Origin of the sequence: Shewanella vaxholmensis, from assembly GCF_031932135.1 — a bacterium.
Lineage (GTDB): Bacteria > Pseudomonadota > Gammaproteobacteria > Enterobacterales > Shewanellaceae > Shewanella > Shewanella hafniensis.
Window position 1 is genome coordinate 79,426 of record NZ_JAUOEV010000020.1, and the last position, 24,593, is coordinate 104,018.

Annotated in this window: 25 protein-coding genes; 15 read left to right on the forward strand and 10 right to left on the reverse strand. The window is 45.9% G+C overall.

The features are described 5' to 3' along the window. Positions 1–12: 12 nt before the first annotated feature. Together fliE and Q4Q46_RS16435 are read right to left on the reverse strand one after the other, a co-directional pair. Positions 13–351: a flagellar hook-basal body complex protein FliE gene (fliE, locus tag Q4Q46_RS16430; protein WP_261272829.1), complete on the reverse strand. Its 339-nt coding sequence runs from the start codon at positions 349–351 to the stop codon at positions 13–15. Between the two features lie 30 nt (positions 352–381). Then, positions 382–1,683: a sigma-54 dependent transcriptional regulator gene (locus tag Q4Q46_RS16435; RefSeq protein WP_263208934.1), complete on the reverse strand. Its 1,302-nt coding sequence runs from the start codon at positions 1,681–1,683 to the stop codon at positions 382–384. Between the two features lie 1,063 nt (positions 1,684–2,746). Here Q4Q46_RS16435 and Q4Q46_RS16440 point away from each other — a divergent pair. From Q4Q46_RS16440 to Q4Q46_RS16480, 9 genes are all read left to right on the forward strand, one after another. Then, positions 2,747–3,628, forward strand: coding sequence for a FliM/FliN family flagellar motor switch protein (locus Q4Q46_RS16440; RefSeq protein ID WP_311906500.1), 882 nt, complete (start codon positions 2,747–2,749; stop codon positions 3,626–3,628). Further along, positions 3,621–3,977, forward strand: coding sequence for a FliM/FliN family flagellar motor switch protein (locus tag Q4Q46_RS16445; RefSeq protein WP_006083410.1), 357 nt, complete (start codon positions 3,621–3,623; stop codon positions 3,975–3,977). Before Q4Q46_RS16440 ends, Q4Q46_RS16445 begins: the two co-directional genes overlap by 8 nt. Then, positions 3,974–4,708 carry a flagellar type III secretion system pore protein FliP gene (fliP, locus tag Q4Q46_RS16450; protein ID WP_261272832.1) on the forward strand — a complete coding sequence of 245 codons (735 nt, stop codon included), beginning with the start codon at positions 3,974–3,976 and terminating at the stop codon, positions 4,706–4,708. The genes Q4Q46_RS16445 and fliP overlap by 4 nt, the downstream gene beginning before the upstream one ends. 4 nt (positions 4,709–4,712) lie before the next feature. Continuing rightward, the gene (locus tag Q4Q46_RS16455) at positions 4,713–4,982 is read left to right on the forward strand and encodes a flagellar biosynthetic protein FliQ (protein WP_006083412.1); all 270 of its coding nucleotides are present in this window, start codon (positions 4,713–4,715) and stop codon (positions 4,980–4,982) included. A gap of 1 nt (position 4,983) precedes the next feature. After that, a complete protein-coding gene (gene fliR / locus Q4Q46_RS16460) occupies positions 4,984–5,763 on the forward strand; it encodes a flagellar biosynthetic protein FliR (RefSeq protein ID WP_311906502.1) in 780 nt (259 codons plus the stop codon). Beyond that, positions 5,760–6,890 carry a flagellar biosynthesis protein FlhB gene (gene flhB, locus Q4Q46_RS16465; protein WP_311906503.1) on the forward strand — a complete coding sequence of 377 codons (1,131 nt, stop codon included), beginning with the start codon at positions 5,760–5,762 and terminating at the stop codon, positions 6,888–6,890. Before fliR ends, flhB begins: the two co-directional genes overlap by 4 nt. A gap of 15 nt (positions 6,891–6,905) precedes the next feature. After that, positions 6,906–8,987: a flagellar biosynthesis protein FlhA gene (gene flhA / locus Q4Q46_RS16470; RefSeq protein ID WP_311906504.1), complete on the forward strand. Its 2,082-nt coding sequence runs from the start codon at positions 6,906–6,908 to the stop codon at positions 8,985–8,987. Positions 8,988–9,303: 316 nt separating this feature from the next. Further along, positions 9,304–10,113: an iron-sulfur cluster repair di-iron protein gene (gene ric, locus Q4Q46_RS16475; RefSeq protein ID WP_311906505.1), complete on the forward strand. Its 810-nt coding sequence runs from the start codon at positions 9,304–9,306 to the stop codon at positions 10,111–10,113. Between the two features lie 133 nt (positions 10,114–10,246). Beyond that, the gene (locus Q4Q46_RS16480) at positions 10,247–10,750 is read left to right on the forward strand and encodes an AlbA family DNA-binding domain-containing protein (RefSeq protein WP_311891914.1); all 504 of its coding nucleotides are present in this window, start codon (positions 10,247–10,249) and stop codon (positions 10,748–10,750) included. Positions 10,751–10,767: 17 nt separating this feature from the next. Here the strand turns inward: Q4Q46_RS16480 and Q4Q46_RS16485 are convergent, their stop codons facing one another. From Q4Q46_RS16485 to lptM, 7 genes are all read right to left on the reverse strand, one after another. Then, complete coding sequence (locus Q4Q46_RS16485; protein WP_311906506.1) at positions 10,768–11,346, reverse strand: HupE/UreJ family protein; 579 nt, start codon at positions 11,344–11,346, stop codon at positions 10,768–10,770. Positions 11,347–11,469: 123 nt separating this feature from the next. Beyond that, positions 11,470–12,201, reverse strand: a complete 732-nt coding sequence (locus Q4Q46_RS16490; protein ID WP_311906507.1) for an HAD-IA family hydrolase — start codon at positions 12,199–12,201, stop codon at positions 11,470–11,472. Beyond that, the gene (gene xerC / locus Q4Q46_RS16495; protein ID WP_311906508.1) at positions 12,201–13,121 is read right to left on the reverse strand and encodes a tyrosine recombinase XerC; all 921 of its coding nucleotides are present in this window, start codon (positions 13,119–13,121) and stop codon (positions 12,201–12,203) included. The genes Q4Q46_RS16490 and xerC overlap by 1 nt, the downstream gene beginning before the upstream one ends. A gap of 57 nt (positions 13,122–13,178) precedes the next feature. Further along, the gene (locus Q4Q46_RS16500; RefSeq protein WP_011848049.1) at positions 13,179–13,808 is read right to left on the reverse strand and encodes a DUF484 family protein; all 630 of its coding nucleotides are present in this window, start codon (positions 13,806–13,808) and stop codon (positions 13,179–13,181) included. Further along, positions 13,805–14,632, reverse strand: a complete 828-nt coding sequence (gene dapF, locus Q4Q46_RS16505) for a diaminopimelate epimerase (protein ID WP_107402801.1) — start codon at positions 14,630–14,632, stop codon at positions 13,805–13,807. Before dapF ends, Q4Q46_RS16500 begins: the two co-directional genes overlap by 4 nt. A 76-nt stretch (positions 14,633–14,708) precedes the next feature. Beyond that, positions 14,709–15,953, reverse strand: coding sequence for a diaminopimelate decarboxylase (gene lysA, locus Q4Q46_RS16510; protein WP_311906509.1), 1,245 nt, complete (start codon positions 15,951–15,953; stop codon positions 14,709–14,711). A gap of 63 nt (positions 15,954–16,016) precedes the next feature. Then, the gene (gene lptM, locus Q4Q46_RS16515; protein ID WP_220591311.1) at positions 16,017–16,208 is read right to left on the reverse strand and encodes an LPS translocon maturation chaperone LptM; all 192 of its coding nucleotides are present in this window, start codon (positions 16,206–16,208) and stop codon (positions 16,017–16,019) included. A gap of 79 nt (positions 16,209–16,287) precedes the next feature. Here lptM and cyaY point away from each other — a divergent pair, with 79 nt between their 5' ends. Next, the gene (gene cyaY / locus Q4Q46_RS16520; RefSeq protein WP_311891909.1) at positions 16,288–16,617 is read left to right on the forward strand and encodes an iron donor protein CyaY; all 330 of its coding nucleotides are present in this window, start codon (positions 16,288–16,290) and stop codon (positions 16,615–16,617) included. 84 nt (positions 16,618–16,701) lie between these two features. On the opposite strand, the gene Q4Q46_RS16525 is transcribed toward cyaY, so the two are convergent. Next, positions 16,702–19,113: a class I adenylate cyclase gene (locus tag Q4Q46_RS16525; protein ID WP_311906510.1), complete on the reverse strand. Its 2,412-nt coding sequence runs from the start codon at positions 19,111–19,113 to the stop codon at positions 16,702–16,704. A 202-nt stretch (positions 19,114–19,315) separates the two neighbouring features. On the opposite strand from Q4Q46_RS16525, the gene hemC reads away from it, so the two are divergent. From hemC to Q4Q46_RS16550, 5 genes are all read left to right on the forward strand, one after another. Then, a complete protein-coding gene (gene hemC, locus Q4Q46_RS16530) occupies positions 19,316–20,248 on the forward strand; it encodes a hydroxymethylbilane synthase (protein WP_261272840.1) in 933 nt (310 codons plus the stop codon). Positions 20,249–20,252: 4 nt separating this feature from the next. Then, entirely contained in the window at positions 20,253–20,993 is a 741-nt protein-coding gene (locus Q4Q46_RS16535; RefSeq protein ID WP_311906511.1) for a uroporphyrinogen-III synthase, read from the forward strand. Between the two features lie 60 nt (positions 20,994–21,053). Continuing rightward, entirely contained in the window at positions 21,054–22,235 is a 1,182-nt protein-coding gene (locus Q4Q46_RS16540) for a uroporphyrinogen-III C-methyltransferase (RefSeq protein WP_311891907.1), read from the forward strand. Then, positions 22,232–23,398 carry a heme biosynthesis HemY N-terminal domain-containing protein gene (locus Q4Q46_RS16545; protein ID WP_311891906.1) on the forward strand — a complete coding sequence of 389 codons (1,167 nt, stop codon included), beginning with the start codon at positions 22,232–22,234 and terminating at the stop codon, positions 23,396–23,398. The genes Q4Q46_RS16540 and Q4Q46_RS16545 overlap by 4 nt, the downstream gene beginning before the upstream one ends. Before the next feature lie 435 nt (positions 23,399–23,833). After that, positions 23,834–24,593: retention module-containing protein (locus tag Q4Q46_RS16550; protein ID WP_311906512.1), on the forward strand; the 760-nt coding region annotated here is incomplete at its 3' end.

Consider the following 24,593-nt stretch of genomic DNA (forward strand, 5'->3'; position numbering starts at 1 on the left):
TCACACAATTCCTTAAATAGGCATCTTCATTACATCGTCAAATGCTTGCACAAGACGATTACGAATTTGGAGCATAGTCGCAAAGGACAAACTGGCCTTTTGCGAAGCAACCATGGCACCGACGAGGTCATCACTCTTGCCACTATCGACTGCAGCCATCGCCATAGAGGATTGATTCTGATCTTGGTTGACGGCAGAAACTTTGCTTTTAATTAACTCAGTGAATGAGCCATAAGCCATACCATTGTCGGCTGGATTTGAAGTGATGTTGATAGCACCTTTAGCCACTTCACGATGAATATTTAAGGTTTCCATCAACATACTTGAGCTACCAATCGCTCCATTAGACATATTTCATTCCTATTTACTTTTTTGATTGCTCTACGCTGCTTGATCTAATAACGTTTCGATATCAATCCCTGCTTCTCGCATTTGTACGAGACGATATCTTAAGGCTCTAGTCGTCATCCCTAGCGCCTGAGCACTTAACGTGCGTTGTCCATTAAAACGTTTAAGTACATCAATAATATATTGAAATTCTGCCTGTTGTTTTGAAGCTTTAAGCCCTTCCGTCGCGCCCAAAGGCTCTAACTCGAGCGTTTCTTCTTGAATGTTTAATCCAAGTTCAGCAACTTGAATTGCCTGACCTCTGCGCATCACTAATGCACGCTGAATACAATTTTCGAGCTCTCTAACATTTCCCGGCCAATCATAGGTCACAAGCACTTGCCTTGCGTGCTCACTGAAATAGCAGCGACTTGCGTTATCAGACTGACCATATAAACCTAAAAAATGCTCAGCTAAAGGGAGGATGTCAGCCTTACGTTCTCTTAAAGGCGCGATTTTTAAAGGCAACACATCTAAGCGGTAGAACAGATCTTCCCTAAAATGACCAAACTCAACGGCCTGTCTTAAGTCGCGATTGGTAGAAGCAATGATCCTGATATCCAGTGGAATAACATGCTGCCCACCGAGCCTTTCAACTTCACGCTCCTGTAACACCCGAAGTAATTTTGCCTGTAACGGCAAGGGCATTTCACCAATTTCATCGAGTAATAAAGTGCCGCCATTTGCCTGCTCAAATTTGCCTGCTTTATCGCAAATAGCGCCAGTAAAGGCGCCTTTAACATGACCAAATAAGACAGATTCAAGAATACTTTCAGGGATGGCGGCGCAGTTAATCGCAACGAAAGGCTTATGAGAACGAGAAGAATGGCGATGAATATAACGAGCAAGCGGCTCCTTGCCGGTACCACTTTCACCCAATAATAAAACACTGGCCTCAGTAGTTGCAGCCCTATGGGCCAACATCAATAATTGCCGACTAACAGCAGCCGATACAACCAAACTAGAATCAGGTAACTCTAAACGGCGTAAACGTTGAATTGAGGCTAGCAGTTGCTCGGTTTCTACAGGAATTAATAGATAATCTTGTACACCAGCACGCATTGCCGCCGCGGCCAACTCACCTTGTTCTGGCGCTAATAACGCGACAATATTACGGCAAGGAAAACGGGCAAGATAAGACTTTACATCACACGGGCGACAATCTGATAAGTTAACGACTGTGAGCCAAGGCGATTGCATTGCATCATTCCACAAATAAAAATCTTCCTGTGCTATCGAGCATGCAAGTTCAGCAGATATGTTTAATCCTTCAATCCGTATACTTAGGCCACCCACTCGCCAACTCCCTCTCGTTTACAGTACATTAAATAACACCTTTATTTAGACCGATTAAGTATCTGTGCATGAATGTATATAAAAGCTATTACCGCTAATGCGCTATCATCTCGGTAGAATGAGAGACTAATTACTAAGCCTCTTAAACAAATCAAGAAAAGACGAAACACAGGCTGAGGAAGAAAAACTTCCGCAGCAGATATAAAAGCACGGACAAGACTCGTCACTCGATAACTAACATTCGCAACCCATAAAGGAATACCACTGTTTTAAATCAGGCAGAGATGTGTTCTTGCGCAATTATCAATAGAAAATGTGACCACCAGCAACATTTAATGCGCCATGTTCAAAAAACAAGCTTCCATCAATTAAAATTGCAGTAAAACACTTGGAAATATAAATATTACCTGTAAAAAAGTGATACATATAACTTAGGACTGACTTATACCAAATATATTTGTAAAATAACATATCATAATGATAAAAATACAACGCCGTTAGTTTTCATTATGATGAGAAACTTGGGAACTACGCCTTTTGGTTAAATAAAGTTCAGACCGAGAATTACAAAAAAACAATAAAATCAAAAACAAAAACAAAAACCCATACAAATCCATCATTAATGGTAAACATGTAAGCGCTAGAATAAATACAGTCACGCCAGAATATCGACAAACGTCAAAATAACACCTACCCGACTATTTATTGACGCTGAAATATAAGACTAAAAAGCATTAATATCTTCTTACAGAATCTCAAAATAAACATTTTGTTTACAAACTCCGTTAACCTAGAATTCTATTCACATATATTTCAGCTTTTCTTATAATTATTATTGAATACTTTAGCCTTATTACCTTATCATCCTCGTCGTTTAAAACAGCTTTCAACCTTATGCTCATGTGATAGGACGCTTAACTGTTTTAAGAAATTCATTAATCCTTAACGATAAAGAAATAAAAAATTAGGCTCTCTGTTTGTGTATGTTTTTCATACACCAACTGAATCGCGGAGGTCGCCAAGCAGTATTCTAGCGGGAAAAATACGTTTAATAGGAAGTAAAATGAAGACGACAGCGAAAGCTAGGCTTATAAAATCAAATTCTGATGAAATAATTAGACCTATTATGCTGGTTCAAGAAAAGCTAGCAAGAACGCGATTATTACAACAACTAGAACAGCTACATCGTCCACTTATTGATGCTATCAATAATATCTTATCTCCATTGTTAAGGCAGGGGCATCCTGCTGTTTCTGGCTCAACACTAACTGAACCTAGAACACCCGTCATTCCAGAACATTGCTATGCATGGTTTGTATTAAAACATCAACAAAATACCTTAGGCTATTGGAGAATTGATCGCTGCACCCTAGATCAATTAGCGAGTAATTATTACGGCAATACCTCGACACCATTAAGTTCACCGTTAAGAAATCCAAGCCAGTCTGAATTTAGATTAGCCAAAAAGTTACTTCTTTCTGTAGTGGATGAACTACCCAACAGCACAATAGATACCAACACTCTTGAAGTTGAGTTGATAAAAGGTCATATGCCGCTAACAGTATCAGCGGTATGGTCGTTCAATTTTACTAATGGCTCACTCACTCCCCCGATGCTCTTTTGTTTGACTGAACATTTACTGGGACATCTAGCCGAGCAACCTAAAAAGTCAGAAATATCAGCGGACTTGCCGGAAAAACTAGCCGTCTGGCTAAAAAGTCTTCCCATAAAAATGCAACTGACATTAGGGCAACATAGCATCCCAGTCCAATCACTCAGTCAGCTAAAAACTGGAGATATTTTACCCATTAATTTATATCCAAAAACGTTGTTATCAATCGGAAACACGACTCTATTCCATGCCTCTGTGCATAGTCATGAAGGACAAATGGTAGCGAAATTGACTCAAGATGTTTATCAAAATGAGGAGCAGGACATTGGCTGAACAATCTATTTTATCGGATGATGATTTTCTATTAGAGGACGATATTTTCTCTGAAAGCGCATTTTCAAAACCAGATAACCGTAAGGTGAAAAAAAATAATAACTTTTTCCAACAACTTCCCGTACAGGTCACCCTTGAACTCGCCAGCGCTGAGATGTCTTTGGGTGAGTTAAATCGGATGGGTGAAGGTGATGTTATTGCACTCGACCGTATGGTGGGTGAGCCGCTGGATATTAGGGTCAATGGAGCCTTACTCGGAAGAGGTGAAGTTGTAGAAGTGGCGGGCAGATATGGCGTGCGCTTGCTGGAAATAGAGAGCATTAGTCTCGATGGGACAAGTAACGAATGATAGTTCGGGTATTGCTACTGTCTATTTTATTACTTGCTCCTCAAGCCCTCGCATCGGAAGGACTCACTTTATTCACTCTAGATAGTGCTCAAGACAGTCAAGCAGTTAACATTAAGCTCGAAATTTTAGCACTCATGACGGCTATTAGTTTTCTGCCCATCATGCTGATGATGCTAACAAGCTTTACCCGCATTATCATTGTGTTAGCCATTCTTCGGCAAGCACTTGGACTACAGCAAAGCCCTCCTAATCGCGTACTTGTGGGGATAGCGTTAATACTCACTATCTTTATTATGCGACCAGTAGGGGACAAGATTTATAAAGAAGCTTACTTGCCCTATGACCAAGGTAAGATCGAATTGATGGAAGCTGTCTCTATTGCAAAAGTCCCACTAACTCGATTTATGCTGGCGCAGACAAGAGAAACTGATCTTGAACAAATGCTGAAAATAGCTAACGAACCCACACACATGAAAACGGCTGAGGAAGTCCCCTTTTTTGTCCTTATGCCCGCATTTGTACTGAGTGAACTCAAAACAGCTTTCCAAATTGGCTTCTTACTTTTCTTACCTTTCTTAGTTATCGACTTGGTTGTCGCAAGTGTCCTTATGTCTATGGGGATGATGATGTTGTCACCTTTAATTATCTCCCTCCCATTTAAATTGATGGTTTTTGTATTAGTCGATGGATGGTCTATGACAGTAAGCACCTTAACCGCAAGTTTTGGGTAGTTAGATGGACATCAATGAACTGACCTCCCTATTTGCGGACTCGATGTTTCTCGTCATCATTATGGTCTCTGTGCTGGTGACGCCGGGACTCATTCTAGGCTTAATCGTTGCCGTATTTCAGGCTGCTACACAGGTCAATGAACAAACCTTAAGTTTTCTGCCAAGGCTTATCATTACCTTACTTATGGTACTGTTTTCAGGCCATTGGCTCATACAACAGCTAAGCGATTTATTTGATAGGCTGTTTATGAATATCCCTCATATTATCGGTTGATATGCTTTCACTCACCTCAACCGAACTCAGCATGTTAATCGGTAGCCTTTGGTGGCCATTCTGCCGGATCATGGGCGCATTTATGATAATGCCCTTACTGGGCAATTCTTATGTGCCTGCAACGGTGAGAATTTTCCTTGCCTTAAGTATTGCAGCGCTTATTGCACCTATGCTCCCACCCGTTCCCCCTGTCGATGCGCTCTCTCTTGGATCATTGTTTTTAGCCGTTGAGCAATTACTCATTGGATTCATGCTCGCACTGTTTTTAACGATTTTAATCCATGTGATGACCATGCTTGGCACTATTATGTCGATGCAGATGGGTCTAGCTATGGCTGTGATGAACGATCCAGCTAATGGCGACACCAACCCCATTCTCAGTGAATGGCTACAAATCTTTGGTACCTTGATTTTTCTGGCTCTTGACGGTCATTTAGTCGGGCTCAACATCATTGTTGATAGCTTTCGTTTATGGCCAATTGGAAATGGGATTTTTGACTTACCGCTAATGGGATTGATTAGTCGAATGGGCTGGCTGTTTGCTGCATCACTGATGCTCGCCATACCTGCAGTACTCGCCATGTTAATGGTTAACATCACTTTTGGTGTATTAAGCCGCTCCGCGCCGTCATTAAATATCTTCTCGCTCGGGTTTCCCATGACCTTGTTGATGGGCTTGATTTGCGTCTTCCTTTCGTTAAGCGGCATTCCAACTCGTTACAGTGACCTGTGCCTAGACGCATTAACTGCCATGTACCAATTTATCGGGGGGATCTCATGAGCAAAACGCCCCAACAAGATAAAACTGAAGAAGCTACACCGCAGAAAAAGCGTAAAGCGAGAGAAGAAGGCCAAGTACCGCGTTCCAAAGATCTTGCCTCCGCAGCACTGGTCGTGGGTTGCTCTGCCATGCTGACCACTAATGCGGATTGGTTTGCCACTAGGGTCAGTAGTTTAGCTAAATACAATATGCTGCTGACTCGGGCAGATTTAGATCAACCCGACATCATGATGCGCCATCTCGGCGCCAGTTTAGTGGAAATGCTAAGTATCTTAGGTCCACTATTCATCATGGTTGCTCTATTAGCCGCAGTTGCAGGAGCCTTGCCTGGCGGGCCGATATTTAATTTTGGAAATGCTAATTTTAAGTACAGTCGCATCAATCCTCTTGCCGGTGTCGGAAGAATTTTTTCCGCTCAATCGCTTGTTGAGTTACTCAAGTCATGCTTAAAGATTGTGTTACTGATCGGAATTATGTTGGTTTTCTTAAATGGTCACTTACAAGAACTGCTTAGCTATAATCAACGTCCCATAGATGAAGCAGTTCGCGATGGTATCAATCTCCTGTCGCAAGGTATGTTTTATCTCGGTACTGGGCTGCTCGTGATCGCCTTTATTGATGTGCCTTACCAATATTGGCATCACGGCAAAGAATTACGCATGTCACGCCAAGAGGTAAAAGACGAGCATACCCAGCAAGAAGGTAAGCCCGAGATCAAAGCCAAAATTCGCCAAATACAGCAAAGAATGGCTCGCTCCCGTGCAGATACCACGATTCCAAAAGCGGATGTTCTCTTGGTTAATCCCACTCACTACGCAGTGGCATTAAAATACAATCCTGACTTAGCGGATGCGCCTTACGTCATCACTAAAGGCACCGAAGAACTCGCCCTCTATATGCGAGAACTCGCTAAAAAACATGATATTGAAATTATTGATATCCCACCGCTCACGCGGGCTATCTACCATTCAACGCAAGTCGATCAACAGATACCCAGTGCCCTTTTTATCGCTATAGCGCACGTATTAAGTTATGTCATGCAAATAAAAGCATCTCGTAAGGGCTTACAGCAGAAACCTGAGCCTTTACCCCATTTTTTTATTCCCCCTAATTTACGTCACGATTAAAGGATTGCTTAACCTATGAATTGGCTTTCTCGCACCTTTTCAGGAAATTACAGCTATATCGGCATTCCAGTCATGCTGCTCGCTATTCTGGCGATGGTGATTTTACCGCTACCTGCATGGCTACTGGACATTTTGTTTACCTTTAACATCGTCCTTGCTGTCATGGTGCTATTGGTGAGTGTTTCTATCAGACGACCGCTAGAGTTTTCTGTATTCCCAACCTTATTACTCCTTGCGACCTTAATGCGCTTGACCTTAAACGTTGCATCGACGCGCGTGGTACTCATTGAAGGTCATGAAGGAGGTGATGCTGCGGGTAAAGTGATCCAAGCCTTCGGTGAAGTCGTTATTGGCGGAAACTATGTCGTCGGTGCTGTTATCTTCTTAATTTTAATGATTATTAACTTTGTTGTAATCACTAAGGGTGGCGAACGGATCTCTGAAGTATCAGCGCGATTTACCTTAGACGCCCTACCCGGTAAACAGATGGCAATCGATGCCGATCTTAATGCTGGCACACTCACACATGAACAAGCGAGCCTACGTCGCCAAGATGTCGCCAGAGAAGCAGACTTTTATGGCTCCATGGACGGTGCCTCAAAGTTTGTGAGAGGAGATGCCATCGCAGGACTCTTGATCTTAGCCATCAACATTATTGGCGGGATCAGCATAGGCATCTTTATGCATGACCTGAGTGCAGCAGAAGCCTTTAAAACCTATGCACTATTAACCATTGGTGATGGCCTAGTCGCCCAAATTCCTTCATTACTGTTAGCCACAGCTGCAGCCATTATCGTAACTAGGGTCTCAGACGCAGAAGAAATGCCGACCCAATTAAGTCGGCAATTACTGGCAAACCCGAGAACCTTAGCTACTGCTGCCATTGTGATGGCGATTCTCGGCATCACCCCAGGCATGCCAGCACTGGTGTTTTTATCTTTTGCGATACTGCTAGGCTTTGCGGCGTGGAAACAAAACCAGAATAAGGCTTCCTTTACTGAAGAGAAAACCGAAGAGCTCATAGAAACCAGCCTGGCAGAGCCATCTGCTCCAAGCTGGGAATCACTGCCTTTTACCGACATTATTGAAGTGCGATTAGGCTATAGATTGGTTCATTTAGTCGAAAAAACCAAAGGCGCAGAATTGCAAAAGCGCCTTACAGGGATCAGACGCACCCTTTCAGAACAAATCGGATTTTTGCTATCGGAAGTCAGAGTGCGCGACAATTTAGCCTTGGCACCCCATGCATACCAAATTAACTTTATGGGTACACAAGTGGCCATTGCCGAACTAGAACCGGACCTGCTGCTCGCAATAAAAAGTGGTCCTGTTTACGGTAAAGTTGATGGGATTTTAACCAAGGAACCCGCATACCAAATGGATGCCATTTGGATTGCACCAGAGTTAAAGGCCAAAGCACTTAACTTAGGTTATTCAGTCGTCGATAATGCGACAATCATTGCCACTCATGTCAGTAAGTTATTGCGCGAATCACTGCCTGAATTATTGCAACATGATGATATTATGCAATTAACTGACAGGCTAAGTAAGCAAGCCCCCAAACTTGCCGAATCACTCAGCACCAGTTTAACCCCCATACAGTTACTCAAAGTTTTCCGCTTGTTACTCAAAGAGCAAGTGCCACTAAAAGACATACGCACCATAGCAACGACCTTGCTGGAATGCAGCGAGCAAACCAAAGATCCCGTCCTACTCGCCGCCGATGTGCGCTGCGCTTTGCGCAACAGTATTTTGCATCAAATCGCAGGCAGCAGCCCGCAGTTGAATGTACTCACGCTGACCGCAGAATTAGAACAGACTTTAATGACAGCGTTAAATCAATCGCAGCAACAGGGCCGAGTTGCGTTGGATAGCTTCCCTATCGAACCCAATCTACTGGCGCAGCTACAACAAAGAATGCCTCAATTGCTCGCGGAGACAAAAGAGAAAGGCTATAACCCTATCCTACTTGTTTCACCGCAACTCAGGCCTTTCCTCGCGCGTTACGCATTAGCATTCGCCCGTGGACTTCATGTTTTATCCTATAATGAAGTCCCTGAAACAAAAGAACTTATGATTGCGGGACAACTCGGGTAATCATTACTCACAGTAGCTTAGCAAGACCCGCTGAGAGAGGTGCAACACACCTCTCTCTAACTTAACTGCATCGCTCATCACAACAAACTAAGCCTCTCAGCAAACCACAACTGCATACCTCCTATAGAATATTGATAACTCACAGCTCCAATCTCATTTCCAATCAAAGCAATATCCTTCTACTCCTTAAGAGATATTTCGCTCAATTAACTGTGACATCATCAGCAAATCCTGAGTATTTTAGTCGGGTTTAGTTGCCACGCATTAAAGCTGCAAATAATATGAATGTAAATTTATTGCTGCTTTGGAGCTATTTATGTCTGCTACTTCTACCCCAGAAGATGCACAAGCCACTGGCCATAGAGTGGATTCTCAACCTCGCCATGATGCACAACTTGGTCAAGGTTTTCCGCTTAGTGAGAGCACTCAGGATAACCACTGGCTAGAACGAAAAATAGGTGAACTAGTGGCAGAAGATTTTCGCCGCGCCCATGTGTTCAGCCAATTTGGTATCGATTTCTGTTGTGGCGGCGGTAAACCGCTGTCGATCGCCTGCGAGCGTGCAGACATAGATCCCGCAAAAGTGGTTGCTGCGCTGAATGCGGTAACACTGACTGGCAGCAAAGAAGATGAATTGAATCAATTACCCTTAGATCAACTTATTGAATATATAGAATCAACGCACCATCAATACGTGCGCGAAAAAGCACCGTTATTGGTCGAATACTCCGAGAAGATGGTCCGCGCCCACGGTGAGCACCATGCCGAAATGTTTCCCTTTGCGGGTTGGATACGTGCTTTAGTTGAAGATTTGATGCCGCATTTAATGAAAGAAGAGAAAATACTGTTTCCGGCGATACGCGGTTTGAGTCAAGCAGAGCACATTGAAACTTGCTTTGGCCATATTGGTAATCCCATCAATGCGATGCAGCACGAACATGAAGAAGTCGGTTTGATCTTGCAAAAATTACACGAGCTCACGAACGACTTCACGCCACCGGAACATGCTTGCACTACGTGGCGTGTGTGTTATGCCACGCTAGCGGAATTTGAGGCTGATTTACATCAGCATATTCACTTAGAAAACAATATTCTATTTCCTAAGGCATTAGGTCTCGCTCAATAATCGATTGGCTGTTTCTGCTGTGATGTCCCTTAAATTTCGGATCATCCGCAGAATTTTGAGGCTGGACCTAGGTCTGGCCTTTCAATTGTTGGCGTGCTACAACAAGTTATGTGTCGCTGACGGATAAGCTGCCATGACATTTCAATCATTTGCACTCGATGATATTGCCAATTTGCACGAATCGGCCCAAGTAGAGTTTAAACTCGCCGGTGGCCGCGACGGCCTAGGTCAATTACCCGAAGATATTTGGGCGACTTATAGCTCCTTTGCTAACACCTTGGGTGGCGAGATCATCCTAGGCGTACGCGAAGAACGTGGCCATTTCAGCATTGAAGGTATTCCCAATCCGCTTCCTGTTTTACAAGAGTTTTGGGAAATCCTCGATAATCCTAGCCGCACTAGCCATAATATTTTGGCGATATCAGATGTGCAGATTATTGAAATTATGAATAAAATGCTGATTCGTATCCGCGTACCACTGGCACCAGAGCAGCTCAAACCTATCTATGTCGGCGGCGATCCTTACACAGGGAGTTATTTTAGGGTGGGAGATGCCGACATGCATGCAAGCCGTCTGCAGGTCAATCTACTGTTACGCCGCGCCCATCTTTGCATGAAGCAACTCAAGGCGCGTTAATCCGACATGTTATTACGTCAAAATCCAGCTAACAAATAACCGCCCATAGCCGCAATTGCTGCGCCCGTAACACGCATTAAGTTGCGTTGCCCAGTCATCCGCTGCATTCCAAGGCCTATCATAACGCCGCCTAAATGGATCACTGCAGTGCCAAATAAAAAACCTAGGGCATACAAGACTGGGCTTGCCAATTCAGGCATTTCTGCGCCGTGGGCATGTCCGTGGAAAATCGCAAATACGCCCACAAAGGCCATGGCAAATAACAATGGGATTTGCCGATCAAAAGCGATGGCAAGACCGAGTAACAATACCGAGAGGGCAATGCCGATTTCAACGAAGGGAACGGCAATGGCGTATAAGCCTAAAATCCCGCCCACTAACATAAAGGTGACAAACGCTAAGGGGACAGTCCAAATTGCGCGGCCACCGAGCTGGGTGCTCAACATGCCTACGCTCAACATAGCCAGCAAGTGATCAAATCCCAATACCGGATGATTAAAACCCGACATGAAACCGCCACCCGAGTGAATTTCGTGGGCAGAAGCCGGTGCAATCCAACATAAAGTGAGCAGTAATAACAACCCAATACGCGCCATAACACAGCCTTAGTCAGTGACTTCAGTAATATTAGGCTTCACTCTAGTGCAAATTTTGGGAACAAACCTTGATCTCAATCACTCTGGATTAGCAAAGAGGCAGATTCAACGCTGCCCACAGAGTTAGTTTGCGTCGATAGCCAGCACTTTGATTAACGCATCGAGAGTATTAATTTCTAAATGGGGTAACAAGGCCGCAATAGGTAAGGAATCGACTCGGCCAAAACTCGGATTCAACCACACAGACTGGCATCCTGCCAACCGCGCCCCGCGCACATCGGCATTCATACTATCGCCAACATGCAGTAAATGTTGCGGTGCAATATTTAGTCGCGAGCAGGCCAATTCAAACATGTCTTTAGCGGGTTTCATATGCACGCCATTGCCTGGATGCAACACAAACTCGAAGGCATCGCCTAAACCAATTCGCTCGGCATCCACATTGCCATTGGTGATGCCAATTAATCTAAAATGCTGCGATAGGCGTTTGAGTAACAAGAGCACTTCGTCAGATACTTGAAAATGACTGCGATGAAAATAAAAACACGCTAATCCTTGCTCGGCGCCGCGTTCGGCTTCAGTCGCCGAATACCCTAGCTGTATTAGCCCTTGGCGAAGCGTTGCCAAACGGGCAGCGCTGGTATCATGGGCGAGCTCGCGATTTTGCTGAAGCAGTTGCAGCTTTAGCCTGCGCCAATCATGGGTTTTCCACGCCTGCGACAATGGATAAGTCTGCAACAGAAACGTCGCCAGCTCAGCTTCGGCATTTAAAATATGCGGTAAATTGTCGTACAGGGTATCGTCGAGATCGAAACTGATCGCTTGAATATTTTGAGGTCTAAGATAGCAACGCATTATTTATCCTGTATTTTTTTCGCTCTAGGATGGGCGTTATCATACACCTTAGCTAAGTGTTGGAAATCCAAACTGGTATAAATTTGCGTGGTCGCTAGGTTTGCATGGCCCAATAATTCTTGTACCGCCCGTAGATCGGCGCTCGCTTCTAACATGTGAGTAGCAAAGGAATGGCGTAGTTTATGTGGATGCACGCGCACCGATAATGCCTGCTCTTGACCCCATTTCGCCATCCGCGCCTGAATACTACGATGGGAGAGTCGCTTGCCCTTTTCGGTCACAAATAAGGCGTTATCTTCACAGGGGATCTGCTTTCGGCAATTGAGCCAATTCAGCAAAGCAGCAATCGCCAAACGACCTACAGGGACGATACGTTCCTTATTGCCTTTACCTAAGACTCGCACTTCTTTCAAATCGTATTGCACACTGGATAAATTGAGCGCGGCGAGTTCTGCTAAACGTAAGCCACTGGAATAAAACAATTCCATCATGGCTTTATCCCGCAGGCTTAGGGGATCTGTACCTTCAATGTCGAGCAAGTGACTGATGGCATCGACATCGATATTCTTCGGCAGCGGTTTGGCTTGTTTGGGAGCACTTAAGCCTTTGGCGGGATTAAGCTCAATCACGCCTTCGCGCAGCAAAAATTCACCCCATTGTTTTACCGCAGATAAACACAGAGAAAGCGATCGCGGGCTTAAGCCTTTGCGGTGCAATTTAGACAATACTTGCTGCCAATGCTCGCGGCTCACATTGAGTAGATGCACGCCTTCGGGCAAGAGATCGCTTCCGCGATTAAGCTCGTAAAGGTAATTACGTACTGTATGGGCCGACAACTGCCGCTCGGTACTCAGATAGCGTTCAAAGGTTTGTAACCATTGAGTATTAAGCGCCGACACTTCGGCTGTTTGCGTACTCATATCGGTTTCCTCATGGGTTTTGCTAAGCCTTGAGTGAGCATAATCGCTCGACAGCCGTTACAGCTTAGCGAGCATGTGTGCCAGCAAACGCCGCAGTTGTTCCAGCAGCATGTTATCCATATCGGGATGAAAATGGGTGGCATCTTGGCTGGCAATAGCAAAAATGACTGGGTTGTCTTCCGACAATTTCGTCAGTGCCACTGACCCCACTTCGCTACCAAATAGGCGTTTAGCCTCTTGCTGCGTGAGCCGACCAAAGTAGTGACCTTTATGCAGCCTTTGATCCCATATTGCCTTCATATCAGTATCGAGCACACTGATTAAACGCACATGGCTGAAATTAAACTGTAATTTCAAACTGTCGGCCAACACTTCTTTAAGTGACACTAAATCGGCACAATTCAGTAGCTGGAAGGATAACTCAGTATTGAATTGGTAAATTTTCTCGTTGCGCGCCGCCATGGTTAACAGGCTAGTAATTTCTTCTTCCAACTGGCTCACTCGCTGGCGTAGCATTTCTTGACGACGTTCCACCAAAGAGATGGCGCCGCGTTCCATGTGAGGCAAGCGCATTGCCAGCAGCAGCTCGGGATAGCGATTAAAAAAGTCAGGATTATCCAGCAGATATTCGCGAATAATCAACTCATCGAAAGGCACATCCGTCTGCGGCATCAAGGGCTCTGTCATAACTGAATTTGTCCATCGTAAACGTGCTGCGCAGGGCCCGTCATCCACAAAGGTTTACCCTCGCCTTCCCAGTTGATGGTTAAGGTGCCGCCGGGTAAATCCACCCGCACTTGCTGGCCGAGCTTTCCTTGCACTTGGCCTACAACTACAGCTGCACATGCGCCTGTGCCACAGGCCAAGGTTTCGGCCGCGCCGCGCTCATACACCCGTAGCTTAATGTGACCTGAGTCCACGACCTGCATAAACCCCACATTCACGCCGCGTGGAAAACGCTCATGCTTAGTGAGCATAGCACCAATTTCAGCGACAGAAGCGCTCGCCACATCTTCAACGTCGAGCACGCAATGGGGATTACCCATAGAAGCCGCGCCACACAAAAAGGTTTGCATCGGTGTTTGCAGTAAATAGGTTTTTTCAGGTTTCTTAGCTTTGAAGGGGATCTGGCTCGGTTCGAGGATCGGCACGCCCATATTCACGGTAACAGTACCATCGCGTTCTAAGCGCAGAGTCATCTTACCAGACGAAGTACTAACACGGATTTTGCTCTTGTTAGTCAGGCCTTTATTACGCACAAAACGGGCAAAACAGCGGGCGCCATTGCCGCATTGTTCTACTTCAGAGCCATCGGCATTGAAGATGCGATAATGAAAATCTAAATCGGGATCATAGGGCGGCTCAACCAAGAGTAGTTGGTCGAAACCTATGCCAAAGTTACGGTCGGCTAAACGGCGGATCTGCTCAGGCGAAAAGAACACGTTCTGCGTGACCCCATCGACCACCATAAAATCGTTGCCCAGTCCGTGCATCTTAGTGAATTGGATCAAGATACTTATCCTTTAAGCCGAGGCGCCGCTCATAAAGTATGAAACCAAGCGCCTGAATCAATATAATTTTTCTAGTTTACGGCAGGAGTTGCTCACCTTGCCAGAGCTGAGACAATTTTTCTCGCTCACGCACTAAGAAAGCCTGCTCACCATCGACCATCACTTCAGCCGCACGAGGACGAGTGTTGTAGTTAGAGGCCATAGCAAAACCATAGGCACCACTCGAACGCACCGCCAGTAAATCACCCGCTGCTAACGCGAGCTGGCGATTTTTACCTAAAAAGTCTCCGGTTTCGCACACTGGGCCAACAATATCAAACTCATAGGCCTCTGAGTCCCTTGGCACGACTGGGATAATATTTTGCCATGCACTGTAGAGTGCGGGACGAATCAAGTCATTCATCGCGCCATCGACAATCGCAAAACGCTTGTCGCTGTTTTCTTTAAGATACAGCACCTGAGTAACAAAAATCCCCGCATTGGCGGCAATCGCACGGCCCGGCTCGAAGATAAGCTTCAGTTGACGGTCGCCCAAACGCGCTAATATGGCGGCGGCATACACATCCGGATGCGGCGGCGTTTCGGCATCATAGGTCACCCCTAAACCGCCACCCACATCGAAATGTTCAATAATGATACCTTGCTCCGCCAGACGGTCGATCAGGGCGAGCATACGATCCATAGCATCGAGGAATGGTTTGATTTCAGTTAGTTGTGAGCCGATATGGCAATCGACACCTTTCACTTTTACATGTGGCAACGCATGGGCACGGGCGAAAACGATTTCAGCCTCATCCATAGCGATACCGAATTTGTTTTCTTTAAGGCCAGTCGAAATATAGGGATGGGTGCCCGCATCCACATCGGGATTAATCCGCAGGGACACAGGCGCGACTTTACCTAAACGCCCTGCGACCAGATTTAACTGCTCAAGCTCGGCACTCGATTCGACATTAAAGCAATAAATGCCCAGATTAAGTGCCTGTTCCATTTCAGCCGCTGTTTTACCCACGCCAGAGAACACCACTTTGACGGGATCGCCGCCCGCTTCTATCACTCTGGCTAACTCACCGCCCGACACAATATCAAAACCACTGCCTAAACGTGCAAGCACATTCAGTACGGCCAAGTTCGCATTGGCTTTAACCGCGTAACAAATCAAATGTGGATGATCTGCCACGGCATTATTAAAGGCATGCCAATGGCGCTCTAGCGTGGCGCGGGAATAGATATACAGCGGTGTGCCATAGGTTTGAGCTAAATCGGCAACCTGGCAGCCTTCGGCATGCAGGGCATTTTGTTGGTAGAGAAAGTGATCCAATGTCTGATTCCTTACTGCGCTTTATCGCTGCGATAGTGATGGTCGTTTTAGCTATAGCGATTGTTATTGTTGTGTTTTTTGTGCTTCGATGGCTCTAATCTCGGTTTTAATCTCTTCCACTTCAGGCACAATTTTAGCTTCATCAACCTTTTTAGGTTGATTTACCTCTGTGGCGGGCGAACGATAGAGGGGGCCTTTTTGGCCGCATGCCGTAATGAATAGGCTACCAAGCAATAACAATAAAAACAGTCTCATTTTTCTCAACATCTGTGCATCTGGTGACTAATGGCCTTATAATCGCACCCATCTTGACGAAAGCAAAGGACAGAAATGCATGGCCATGACAGATACAGAATTTCACCAGCTCGCCGATGACATGTTCCAAGCCATAGAAAATGCGATTGAAACTGCGATTGATGAGCAAGATGCCGATGTTGATATCGATGCCAGTGGCAACGTATTGCAATTAGAATTTGTTGATGGCTCTAAGATAGTGATCAACAAGCAAGAACCTTTGCATGAGATTTGGGTAGCCACACGTTTTGGTGGATATCATTTTGGTTTTGTTGAAGGTAAATGGATGGACGGACGTAATGGCGGCGAGTTTATGCCATTCGTGCAAGAGTCTATCGAGCGCCAAGGCGGAATTAAGCTTAGCTTTTAATCTAAGCCAGTCGTAGTGCAAGCCATAATAGTGCAAAACAATAATGGGAGCCTTAGCTCCCATTATTTATGTTCAAAACCCAGCTTAAAACTCAGTGTCTTGGTCACTCATATCGATGCCAAACGGCGCCACAGTTAACTCCCCCGCCACTCTTACTAGATGGAAAAACTGCGGAATATTGAATCGCGCCCGTGAAGCATAATGCTCATCGAACACATAGTGATGACTGACTTTATTCACTAATTCGACCATGTTTGAGCCCGCCTGCACATAGTGACTTAGCTGATTTTCCTCATCGAGAATAAATACATCCAAATTATCGACCCTTTGACGTAGGAAATATTGAATCGCCCCTTTCGCCGCATAGTTCTGCACCACTTTAGGCATACTCGAAAAGGGATCGTCACCCAATTCAGGCCGTGGCAGCAACACAAGATGACTGCGGGATAACTGCTGATAAAAAGACTTAGCATCACTCAAATCCTGATAGGCCATGCCTAAAGGATTAAAAAAGATCCCATAGCGGGTATGCCTTATCTGCAGCGGCTGTACTAAGGTGCTGGATTGCTGCACTTTTTGGCACAAACGCATGGTTTGTTTTAATAGATTTTTCACTGCTAATTTAAGCTGTGGGCGTAACTTCTGTGAACAGCTGATCACATCCATGTCCACGGGTAAGCTGGCCCGCCTGAGTCCCGGCGTCACAAAAGCTAAGGCTTGCAATACCGCGGTATCGCCTTCGAAGCGATGACACTGCCATTCACCCCAACTATTCAAGCAAATCGCATCTAACGCACCAAGCATATTGGCTTTTTTACGCCCGAGTGAGAACACGTTCGCATTCATCACATCGACCATCATTTCCTGTCCTTGCCATTCAATCGTGGGATCGCAATCCAGATTAAGCACGAAAATCAGCTTACGAAAATGCCATGGCTGGCATAAGTCACGTTTAGATACCCGCCAGTCGTGGTCGATAAAATTCAGTAACCGCTTAGAAGCTTCGGTAAGCCGTTTCGACTTTGCCTTACTCTGACCATATTCATGCCATTGCGTATCAGGGGTAGAAATTCCGTTTAAACATGCCCAGATCATTAAGGCGGATGGCGTTTTACCCTTACATATCGCCGACTCACCCAACAGATTTAGTGGCTGCGGCCCTTGGCGATAAAGATAATATTTCCGCTCGCGAGAGCTTGATACCATAGTCACTTCGGACTCGGCGACCGAGACACTCCACAGTAAATTCAGCTTAGCGATTTGGTCTTCATCTTGGCTAAAATAAGTGTGTAATTTACGAGTCAGCATGCCCAGCTCTTCAATCCGCAAGCCTTCATTAAGTTCATGGGTCGATGCAAAGCGCAGCAAAGTTTGGTAGCTCGCCAACAAAAGCTCATTCAACTGCTCGTTAAACCAATTGAGCTGACCACTGTGCCAATGTTCGCAATCGTCTAGGGTGCTGATCAAACTATCGGGCCATTGCCAATCCTGCACCAATTTTTGCAGTTTAGGATAACGCCAATCTTTGCCCTCTTGGGTTCGGCTCAAGTGCACGCCACATTTGAGATAAAAGCTGCGCCGTGCAATCTCAAGTCGACGGGTATCATTCTGCTTAAGCAAATAGGTTTCGATAATCTCGTAGATAGAGTAATAAGCATCATTCGATGTCGAAAAATCGCCAGCTAAAGTTTTCTGCCAGAGGCGATCACAAAGCACAGTTGAATGTGGATAATCGCTGGCATAAGCCTCAAGCAGCAATACTTTAATCAGCGCCTTATGGGGCTTTTCTAAGCCTTTATAGAGCTGCCATAGCGAAGCGCCAAAGTACTCACTCGCAGGTAATTCATGTACATCGCCTAAAAACAAGAGTGCGGGATTAAGTTTAGCGTCTGGCCACCATGCAATCGTTTTACCCGCCAGACGAATTTGACTGCGATAAAATTCTTCCAGTAATAACCAGTGCTGAGTACTACCACTGTGCTCATGGGCCATGGCAGACTGGTAACCACGCTGCGTTTGATCACCACAAAACTGTTGCGGATGAACTAAGTAAAAGTTCACCTCAAACTGAAACTCGGCAAACCAAGCCGTCAATCTATCGGTTTTAATCCTGATCAGCGCTAACTCTTCAGGGCTTAAATCGGCTCTATGCACTAACCAAACATCGACATCACTCTTGGTATTTTGGCCAAAACTGCCAGTACTGCCCATGGCATATACGCCATCAAAGGCATTGATGTCCGCTTCTTGGATAATAAAAGGCAGCGAGAAAACATCACAGGCTTGGGACTCTATCTCACCTTGTTGATACTCGTTAATACCACAAGGTGTATTGGCGGCATGATAGCCAGGATACTGAACGCTGTTCTGGTGAATTAAAAAGGGGATCAAATGGAATAAGTATTTTTGCAGCGGCGATAGTAAAGCCAAGGCGCGCGCAATGCGGACCTTGTTAAGTCTTTCAGCTATATCAGGAAACTGTATTTGCCGATCCATTCAAAAACACAACACTTAAGCACTTATGAGAAGTGTGCTCATGTTAACACTTTTGCAAACACGAGCAACCATATGTGAAGCGCGTCACACTTTTACACTATTGAGAACATCGCTGACTTCAAAGAATCGATACGGCTTCCTTACATAAACGATTTGCCAATGTTAGCATTGGCGCAACTAAGATCTTTGATGGAAACTAGGCATGTCTGAGAACCGCATCCGTATCGCAACCCGCAAGAGTCCGCTGGCCATGTGGCAAGCTGAATTTGTTAAAGCCGAATTAGAACGCATCCACCCAGGTATTGTGGTGGAATTGCTGCCAATGAGTACCAAAGGCGACGTTATCTTAGACACGCCGCTAGCCAAAGTGGGCGGTAAAGGTTTGTTCGTCAAAGAGCTTGAAGTCGCTATGTTAGACGATCTTGCCGATATCGCAGTGCACTCAATGAAAGACGTGCCCGTCGACTTCCCTGAAGGCTTGGGCCTTGAAGTCATTTGCGAGCGCGAAGATCCCCGCGATGCCTTTGTATCGAATTTATATAAATCGATCAGCGAATTACCATTAGGCGCAACTGTGGGCACCTCGAGCCTACGTCGTCAATGTCAGATACGTGCATCACGTCCCGACCTCATCATCAAAGATTTACGCGGTAACGTTGGAACTCGTTTAGCTAAGCTGGATAACGGCGAATACGACGCCATTATTCTTGCCGCTGCTGGCTTAATCCGTCTGAAATTGTCTGAGCGTATTGCCAGCTTTATTTCTGCCGAAGAATCCTTACCCGCCAACGGGCAAGGCGCTGTGGGGATTGAATGTCGCACCAACGACGAACGTGTTAAAGCATTACTGGCGCCATTAGAGCATTTAGAAACTCGCTACCGTGTTCTGGCCGAGCGCGCGATGAACACTCGCCTTGAAGGTGGATGCCAAGTGCCGATTGGCGCATTTGCTGAAATCGATGGTGACGAGATGACGCTACGCGGCCTAGTCGGTAACCCCGATGGCAGTGAAATCATCGAAGGCGTGATCACAGGTCCAAAAACCGAAGCCACGCAATTAGGGGTTGCCCTTGCTGAAGAGTTACTCAGCAAAGGTGCCAAAAGCATTCTCGACGCCGTTTACGCTAAAGCCTAAGTCAATGAAAGTCTTACTGACGCGCCCCGAGGGGCGCAATCAGTCCATGGTCGATGCCTTGAATGAACGAGGCATTGCTCACTGGGTCACACCTCTGCTGTGTGTCGAAGCAACGCCCGCTATCGCAACGAATACCCCGCATCCTTTGGCACACGCCGATATGATTATCTGCATCAGCGCCAATGCTGTGACTTTTGCAGATAACGCCTTAACTTCTGCGAATCCAAACACCAAAGCTTGGCCTCCAGCTCAGTACTTCGCGGTAGGGCATGCGACTTGGGAAGCATTAAACCAGCTCGGTATTTCTGCCCTCGAAGCCCCTGATGATTGCCAGCAGACCGAAGGGCTACTCACGCTCGCGCCGCTGCAAGAGATTAAAGGTAAGCAGATTACTATTATACGTGGTGTCGGTGGCCGCGAAGCCTTAGCCGAACAACTGGCTGAGCGCGGTGCACATTTGCGCTATTGGGAAGTGTATCAACGAGCTTGCCCGCCACTCGATGGTCAACAGTTAGCTCTGCAATGGCAAGCCTTCGGGATAGACACGATTGTGGTGACCAGCGGTGAAGTACTGGATAACCTGATTAATTTAGTGCCAAAAGAGTTATTTGCATGGCTGCGCTCATGTCATATCATAGTCCCAAGTAACCGAGTAGAAGCTCAAGCTCACGCCTTTGGTATAACCCAAGTCACCAATGCCAATGCCGCCAACAGCAAAGCCGTGCTAAACGCCCTTAAACTCTAAGCGCTATTTAGCCCGATTTTACTCGAATTTCGGCAGTAGCATGTTTTCAAGGACTGTTAAATGGATAACAACAAGCACGACGCAAAGAGCCCAGAATCAGAGGCTACCGCTATTATTGTGTCACCGGAAACGACCGATGACATATCCGCAACATCGGCGTCATCCACAGAATCCCAAACAGCCAAAGCCACAACTTCAACTGCACCAAGCCAAACGCCAGCCTCCAATAGAAGCTCGTGGGCAATTCGCTTTGGAGTGTTATTAGCGCTAGGTTTAACCGCTTGCACTCTTGGTGGCGGTTTTATGCTGTACCAACAGATGCAACAGCAACTGCTGGCGCAGGATGCGAAAAATATCGCCCTGCAGGACCAATTACAGCAAGCACTATTGCAGCCAAATCAACGTATTGGCCAGCTTGAACAGCAGCAACTGAATGATGCTAAGACTTACCAAGAATTAACAAAATTAGCAGAAGACCAAAATCAGCTGCAGGACAGGGTCAATAAACTTGCCCAGCGCAGCCCAACACATTGGATGGCCTCTGAAGCCGAATATCTGGTGAATATGGCAGGCCGTAAACTTTGGTTAGAGAAAGATCCCCGCACCGCCACCGATCTATTAAAGTCGGCGGATGAAACCATCGCCGCCATGAACAATCCGGCGTTACTGCCTATTCGTAAGGCATTAGCAAAAGACATCGCCGCCACGGCCAGCATTAAAACCACAGATATTGATGGCAATGTATTGGCGCTCGATGCCTTAATTGAACAACTCGATAAACTGCCACTGAATCGCACCGACGCAGAAACCGATGCGCCAGAAGATACAACGATTACTGGCGATTTGAATGATTGGCAGAGCAATCTGGGTAAAACGTGGAAAGCGTTAACCCAAGACTTTATTACCATACGCCACAAAACCGCCGATGCGCCCGCTTTACTCGCACCGGAACAGCAATGGTATCTGGTGGAAAACATTCGCCATAAACTGCTGCAATCGCAACTTGCGTTATATCGCTATGACAGAGCGGCTTATCACCAATCATTGATGATGGCGCGCAAGTGGATCCAAACCTATTTTGATACGCAAGATCACAAGACAGCTGAGGCCATCGCCGAAATCGATAAATTAGCAACCTTAGAACTTGATCCTATTACCCTGAAATCCTTTGCAGCTAAACCTCTGTTATTACAGCTGACGAGTTATGGCGAGCTGACCTCATCAGAGGATGCGCCGCTATGATCAAGATATTAATTTACTTAGGAATTGTGCTAATAGGGCTCTGCATCAGCCCTTGGCTGGTTGGCAATACAGGTTATGTCTATATTGCTGCGGGTGACTACCAGATTGAGACCAGCTTAGTCTTTGGGATCATCGCCTTAATTGTATTTTATGCGGTGTTCCAAGTACTCGAATGGCTAGTGATTAGCGCCATCAATCTGATGCTGCGCAGTCGTTTTATTCCCCATCACTGGCGCCGCCGCTCGGCTAAAAAACATACCTTAATGGGTGCACTGGCTCTGGCTGAAGAAGATTGGCCAGCAGCGGAACGCGCCATGATAAAAGGTGCTGACAACGGTGAGCTCCCAGCACTTAATTTACTTGCAGCGGCCCGTGCCGCTCAGTATCAACAAAAAATAGCCGAGCGAGATCAATATCTTGATCGCGCTGCAGCGCAACCTCTTGCCGCGAATGCCGTCGCAACCACTCGCACTCGATACCTTTTAAAACAAGGGGAATTAGCCCTAGCCCGCACCGAGCTGGATAAACTAGCACCGACGAGCAAGAGTAAAGCGCCAGTACTCAAACTCGCCCTTGAGTTATACCGAACCCAAGAGGATTGGGATGCGCTCAAGCTATTAATACCTATTTTGAAGAAGCGTCAGATCCTCGATGATGCTCAGCTGAATGAGCTCAATATCGCAACAAATTGCGCGTTACTCAAAGCCGCAGCCATCAAAGGTGAAGAAGCCTTAGAGCAATGCTGGCAGTGGTTATCCCGCAGTGAACGCAATCAGTCTGAGTTTCTGGCGATTTATGCCATGGGTTTATGCCGCTTTAATCACAAAGACCAAGCACTGAAACTAATTGCGAAAAAGTTACGAACCGCTCCCGAGTCAGCACTTTTACATGCAATTCCTGAAATCGCGACAGCCCAAGACACAGAGATCCGTAAACAGTTACTCAAACATGAAGTCACCCATGAGAATAATGCGGACTACCAGATGTGCTTAGCTAAGCTTTATCAGCAAACGCGGGATATGAAAGAAGCCAAAAGCTGTTGGCAGAATGTGTGCCGACTCGAACCAACAAAAGCCTCTTGGTTGGCGCTTGCAAGGATTCAAGAACAGTTAGGCGAGCAAGGTAACGCCAATCAAAGCTATCGCCAGGCGGTTAACCTATAGTTCAGCGACACCAATAAAGATAACGCCGTGATTTGCACAGTGATGTAAATCGCGGCAGTTGTTATTCAAGAAAGTTCTTGCCTGATTTTGGCTCAAAAATGTGGTTCGCAAGCTCAGATTGCATCCTTTTCATAAAAAATTAACCTTCCAATCCCAATTAATTTGTTATAAATATACTTAAGTACAGAGTTGCAAAATACTAAATGCAGCCCTTTTTTTAAATATATCTACTACATCTAGTTACAAATCTGAATCCTGTCTTTTTTACTGCCAACATACCGCAAACCCCAGTCAGAGCAAGCAATACAGACGTGTCAAAAAATTGACTTGAGTTACTTTGTTAGCTAAAATTCGACCACTTGTATCACAATCCAGCACATATGTTGGATTTGTGCGTCTGTGGAATTAACACACTTTGGCTGTTGGGAGCTAATTATGGGATCGGTAATTACATCAAAGAAAGGTTTGCTTAAGTTAGTAAAAGGGCAAATCAATGTCGAAGTTGATGGTTCAAATCAACCCGCTAAGGATGGCGAACAACTCCCAAAAGGTGCTGTGCTCCATATTGACGAAAACGCGACCTATGAGATCACCTTCGACGATGGCACTAAGCTATCGAACGAAGTTGCCCCCAACGAACCCGCAGTAGCCACCAACGCCACTGACGCGGCCGCCTTAGATGAAATCCAAGCATTACAAGATCTTATTGCATCCGGTGAAGACCCAACTCAGAATCTTCCAGAAACCGCAGCAGGGAACACTCCAGGCCGTGACGGTAACTCTGGCTATGTCACTCTCGCTCGCAGTGGTAGCGAAGTCTTAGCCACATCAGGATATTCAACTACAGGTCAAGCACTAACAGGCACTACGCCCAATGATCCACAACTGACCATTGCTGCAGATTCCCCATCGGCACTCGCCAATGACAGCAATACGACCGATGAAGATACCGTTGCCACAGGTAACGTACTCGATAATGACAGTGATGTAGACTCAAGCTTAAGTGTTGTGAGTTTCGAAGTCGGCGGTACCACTTACGCAGCAGGTACCGAAGTCACGCTCGAAGGCGGCACTTTAGTCTTGAACGCCGATGGTTCTTACACCTTCACGCCGAATGAAAACTGGAATGGCCAAGTACCTGTTATTACTTACACCACCAACACGGGCTCAACTGCAACGCTAACCATTAATATCA